The following is a 4,671-nucleotide window of genomic DNA, read 5'->3' as shown; positions in this document are numbered from 1 at the left end:
CTCTGGCCATATACCAATCCTGCCAGAAAATCCAAGAAAACCAAAGCCTCTGTTGATGTTTAAATATCGACCATTCCTGCTTGTTATGCCTGCCCAATGTGCGTAGCGATACTTTACAGGGCTCCATTTGATCCCAAATGCTTCTATGCCAAATTGCATGCCATGTGTGTGTCCGCTTAAGGTAAGGTGAACTTTTGAGGGGTGTTTTACTACTTCTGCGTCCCAGTGTGATGGATCATGTGAAAGTAATATTTTAAAGTCATTGAGACTGGTGCCTGCTAAAGCTTTGTTTAAGTCTCCTCTTTCGCCAAAACCTATTCCCCAGTTTTCTACTCCGGCCAACACTATTTTTTGCCCGTCTTTGTGTAAGGTTACCTCTTCGTCGAGTAATAATTTGTAGCCCAGCTCTTCATGGTATTCTTTTAGTCGTTGTAGATTTGCGTTCTTTTCTGATTCACTTCTCCATGGTACATAGTCGCCGTAATCATGGTTTCCTAAAACAGAAAACTGTCCGTATGGTGCCTTTACCTGTTTGAAATGATCAATCCAGGGTGTAATCTCCTCTGCTTTGTTGTTTACCAGGTCGCCGGTAAATACAAAGAGGTCAGAATTTTGCGCTTTGATCAGGTCGATGCCTTTTTGTACTGCTGTTGGATTTTTAAAGCTTCCGGCATGTACATCAGAGATTTGTGTGATGGTAAAGCCATCAAAATTTGACGGCAGATCATCAAAAAATAAGGTATGCTTAATTACCCTGTAGGCATATTTTCCTTTAATCATGCCGTAGATAAATATTAGGATTACGAGTAGGACGACCAGGAGGGCAAATTCAACCCAATATACATTTCTGGCGCCTTGCGTTATCAATCTGTATGTATCGCCCAGCAGCAGGAATGCCGAAAATATCACCTCTGTAACAAACAGGATCAGAAAAACATGAGTGGTTATTTTAAAGAGCAGGTCCATTCCATTGTCGCGCATTCTTATTATGGAATAAATTAGGGTGGCGGTGGTGAGCACGATAAAACCCCAGAAAAGTGGGGTGGTAAGTGAATTTGAACTTATTGTTCTGATGCCCGAAAGCACGTACCAGTTCAAAACAAAAAGTAGTATTGCTATTATAGCAAGTGGTAAAACACTGATTCTTCTCTTCATGTAGTTTTATAAACGAATTAAAATTACAGCTTGGATGGCAAAGTGTTTGGTATGTTACTCAATATGACATTACTGTGTATTGTTGGGGGTGTAATAGTATAATACACGTCATCTCGACATAATGCACGTCATCTCGAATGAGGCCAGTTCTTGAATGACCTCGGTTCTCGAATGAGGTCGGTTCTTGAATGACGTCAGTTTTAAAGAATGTCCGCTTTAAAGGATGATAACGCAAATTAAATCTTAATTGCTCTGTCCGAAATATAGGGTACATTGGGGTATCCGTTATAATCGGGGTCGTTTTGTGTGGCTTCTTGCCCCATATATTCCGATTTACGGCCTTTGATTTCTGCAGTGCCATTGGTGTAAATTGTTAAAAATGCCCACAGGGGTTCTTTAGTGTGTGCAAAATCGTAACCTGTAACCGGATGGGTAAACTGATAGGAAATGCTATTGATCTGTACATAATTAATGCCGTTGTAAACATTATGATAGTCTTCATGATGGTGGCCACTAAAAACGAACTGAATTTTATTAAACCCTGCTTTCTTGTTTATTCTTTCAAATATTAAACGGATCAAGGCTCCTTCTTTTAAGCCATCCTGATCATTATCTATACCCTGATGACAAAATACAATTGTAGGTAAATTCGTTGCTTCCAAATCTTGTTTCATCCATTTTATCTGTGCTGGATTCATAGATCTTGGATATCCTTTGGAAGTATCTCCTTCTGGTCTTTCATTGCCGTTTAGCACCACAAAATGATAGCCATTGGTGTCAAACGAGTAATATTTTCCTTTGGCATTCCAGAAATCAACAACCTGGTCATGTGTAAAACCACCATCTGTATCATGATTTCCTATTACATGATATTTTGGTCCGGTAAATTGATTCCAGATTCCCATTAAGTTTTTGTTCTTTTCCTTAGGGATGCAAAAGTCTCCCATTTGAATAATGAAGTCGGGTTTACGCTGGTTCATTTCGTTGATGAACGACTGCAGTCTTTTTTCGCCGTCCTTTATCAGGTCCTGATGAAGGTCTGTGCAAATACCAATACGCATTAAAGGTTTTTTGCCGGATAAGGCTGCGGAGGCTTCTGTTTTTGCGTATAGATTTTGTATTCCTGAAAGGCTGCCGGTGCCAATCAATGTGCTGATTAAAAAGTTGCGTCTTTTCATACCTGTAAGTCGAAGTTTGGAGCCGTTTTTTTAGAATACAATTGTAAAATAAAAATTGCAATAAATGAAGTATATTTTTAATATTTGTAAACATTTGAAGATAGAAGTAGGTTTGTTGTTGTTCGTGTATATAGTTAATATAGTGTCTTTTGACTTGTTTTAACTTAAAAATATCTAATTGTTAAATTATTGTTATTAAATCTTAAAGTTTATATATACTAAAAATTATGAAAACAAAATTACTTGTGTTTGCCTTGGTTTTTATGGCGGCAGCTGTCTCTTCCTTTGCCCAAAAAGGTAAGACAAAAAACGTAATCCTTATTTCTATTGACGGGTATCGCTGGCAGGAAATTTTCAAGGGTGCAGATTCTTCATTATTGTTCCAAAAAAAATATCGCAGGCAGGATTCAACAGAGTTGGTTAAAAAGTATTGGGCGCCAACTGCAAATGAGCGCCGACAAAAACTGATGCCTTTTTTTTGGAATACTATTGCGAAACATGGGCAGCTATATGGTAACCGCGACCTAAAGAATTATGTGAATGTTAAAAACAAATATTGGTTCTCTTATCCTGGTAGGAGTGAAACAGTTTGTGGTTACTATGATCCGGCCATTAATTCGAATAGCTATCCGGATAATCCGAACGAAAACGTACTTGAGTTTATCAATAAACAAAAAGGCTATCAAAATAAGGTGGTAACTTTTGCAGGTTGGGCTGCAGTAGGAAACATAGTGAACCGTAATAGGAATAAAATGCCTTTGTATAACCCTTACGAGGATGTAAAAGGTGCAAACTTAACCGAGGCTCAAAAGCTGGCCAATGAATTACAGTACTTTTTACCCAATACGTTCGGTACTTCAGAGCGTTTCGATTTAACAACTTATGCGCTGGCTAAAACCTATATAGCAGCGAATCACCCACGACTGGTTTACATAGATTTCATAGATACTGATGAGTTCGGGCACGCCGGGCAATATGATTCTTTTCTTGATGCCGCTAATTATCTGGATAAAATGATTGCAAGTCTTTGGGCAAGCCTTCAGGCCGATCCTTTCTATAAGGATAATACAACTATTATGATTTGCCCGGATCATGGTCGTGGTATAGATAAAGGCTGGGTTAGTCATGGATCAGAGACGGCTCACTCTAACGAAACATGGTTCGCTGTTCTAGGCCCTGATACACCGCCCAAAGGAGAAATGAAAACTGAAGGGCAGATTTATCAGGAACAGTTTGCGCAAACCTTAGCTCATTTTCTTGGCTTTAAGTTTACTGCCAACCACCCGGTAGGAGAGAGAGTTGAGTCTGTTTCCTTTCTTAAATAATGCTTAATACAGCGTTATTTTTTAGCGGGCTCTTTGGTAGCTACTTTTTTAACTTTAGCAGTGGCAGCGGCTTCTTTAACTGGAGCCTCTGCTTTCTTAGTTACAGTGCTTGCTTCAATTAGATCAGAGCTGCTTACTTTAAGTTTTTTAGATAGTTTTTTTGCTAATTTAGCTGCTGCTTTATTGATTTCTTTTTTGGCATCTTTCGGGTTGTAGTCCAATCCTGTAACTACTGCTTCAATTCCTGTGGCTATTTGAGTGTTTAATGATTTACGAAGTTCCTTGATTGCAGATTTGATAGCTGATCCCTTTTTTTTATCTTTCATGACATATTTTTTTAAGAATTACAAAACAACATAAAGATAGTGTAAATTTCATATTATCATTATGTTAACATTTGTTCGCTGCTTAACACGAAGTAAAGCTCGGTGTATTTGTTTAAAGCATCGTAACCTTTTATTAAGCACGAACTTAGCTAATCTTGAATGGTTTTAAATTGCAAAATAACTGATTGATAATTAGTGCATTAATTCTTTTTTTACAATTCTATGTACTACCAAACCTATATACTTTATATATTTGCTTTATGAAAACAGTGAATTGTAGCGTTAAGTACATGATCATGCAATGCATGAAAGGGTAAGACTACGGACTGTTTGGAACAAAACTTTTAAAAGCTTCTTCAGTCTCCCCGACAAAGAAGCTTTTTTTAAATTAGACCTAACAAAAGATGCAGAGCTTTAGAACAGAGTTAGAAAATCCTATTGTCGAAAAAGATATAATCGATCTTGAAAAGAAGATCAGGGAATTCCGCGAGGGTAAAATCCATGATGAGAAATTTAGAAGCTTGCGTTTGGCGCGTGGTGTTTATGGCCAAAGACAGCCCGGCGTTCAAATGGTACGTATTAAACTGCCATTTGGTAAAGTAACTTTCAATCAGCTTTTACGTATTGCAGATGTATCTGATGAATATGCAAGCGGGAACTTACACCTGACAACCCGCCAGGATATTC

4 protein-coding genes and 1 pseudogene are annotated in these 4,671 nt (G+C 38.0%); 2 read left to right on the top strand and 3 right to left on the bottom strand.

The annotated features are described in order from the left end of the window. Both AC1DG9_RS23570 and AC1DG9_RS23565 read right to left on the bottom strand, forming a co-directional pair. On the bottom strand, positions 1-1,155 hold a 1,155-nt coding region (locus tag AC1DG9_RS23570; protein ID WP_477635348.1), incomplete at its 3' end, for a metallophosphoesterase. A gap of 236 nt (positions 1,156-1,391) precedes the next feature. Continuing rightward, complete coding sequence (locus AC1DG9_RS23565) at positions 1,392-2,333, bottom strand: metallophosphoesterase family protein (RefSeq protein ID WP_337715353.1); 942 nt, start codon at positions 2,331-2,333, stop codon at positions 1,392-1,394. 227 nt (positions 2,334-2,560) lie between these two features. Here AC1DG9_RS23565 and AC1DG9_RS23560 point away from each other — a divergent pair, with 227 nt between their 5' ends. Further along, positions 2,561-3,658, top strand: coding sequence for an alkaline phosphatase family protein (locus tag AC1DG9_RS23560; RefSeq protein WP_172660640.1), 1,098 nt, complete (start codon positions 2,561-2,563; stop codon positions 3,656-3,658). A gap of 14 nt (positions 3,659-3,672) precedes the next feature. On the opposite strand, the gene AC1DG9_RS23555 is transcribed toward AC1DG9_RS23560, so the two are convergent. Further along, positions 3,673-3,984, bottom strand: coding sequence for a hypothetical protein (locus AC1DG9_RS23555; protein WP_172660639.1), 312 nt, complete (start codon positions 3,982-3,984; stop codon positions 3,673-3,675). Positions 3,985-4,388: 404 nt separating this feature from the next. Here AC1DG9_RS23555 and AC1DG9_RS23550 point away from each other — a divergent pair. Next, positions 4,389-4,671: pseudogene (locus tag AC1DG9_RS23550) on the top strand (nitrite reductase); the annotation flags it as partial.

It is taken from the genome of Pedobacter sp. 05L430 (assembly GCF_056397585.1).
This window is presented reverse-complemented; position numbering and strand designations above follow the sequence as displayed.